General features: G+C 71.0%; 1 pseudogene. It reads right to left on the bottom strand.

What is annotated here, in order from left to right:
• Positions 1-321: pseudogene (locus GSQ83_RS15830) on the bottom strand (hypothetical protein); the annotation flags it as partial.

Raw genomic sequence — 321 nt, 5'->3', positions numbered from 1 at the left:
GATCGTACCCCAGTGCCGCCGGAGCCAGGCGATGCTCGCGGGGTCGTCGGGTCCCTGCCGGAGGTGCGCATAGGGCACGGGCAGCAGCGCATGCAGATCGAATGGGCAGGTGCTACTGCGGCCGGCCGCAGCGATCACCCGCTGCTGATGATCCTCGACGGCCGTGCGCAATTGCCGCGCCAGCACCCGGGCAGCGGCGATCCGCAAGCCGGGCGAACCATCCGACGGCTTGACCAAGGCGAGCACGCGATCCTCCTCAGCGAGATCGAGGTCCGGCAAATGCCAGGGAGTGGCTCCCGCCCCTTCCGCCGCCCGCCGCAG

This window comes from Acidisoma sp. L85 (genome assembly GCF_009765865.1).
GTDB lineage: Bacteria > Pseudomonadota > Alphaproteobacteria > Acetobacterales > Acetobacteraceae > Acidisoma.
Note: the sequence above shows the minus strand (reverse complement) of the source record. Positions and strands in the feature narration are given on the sequence as shown.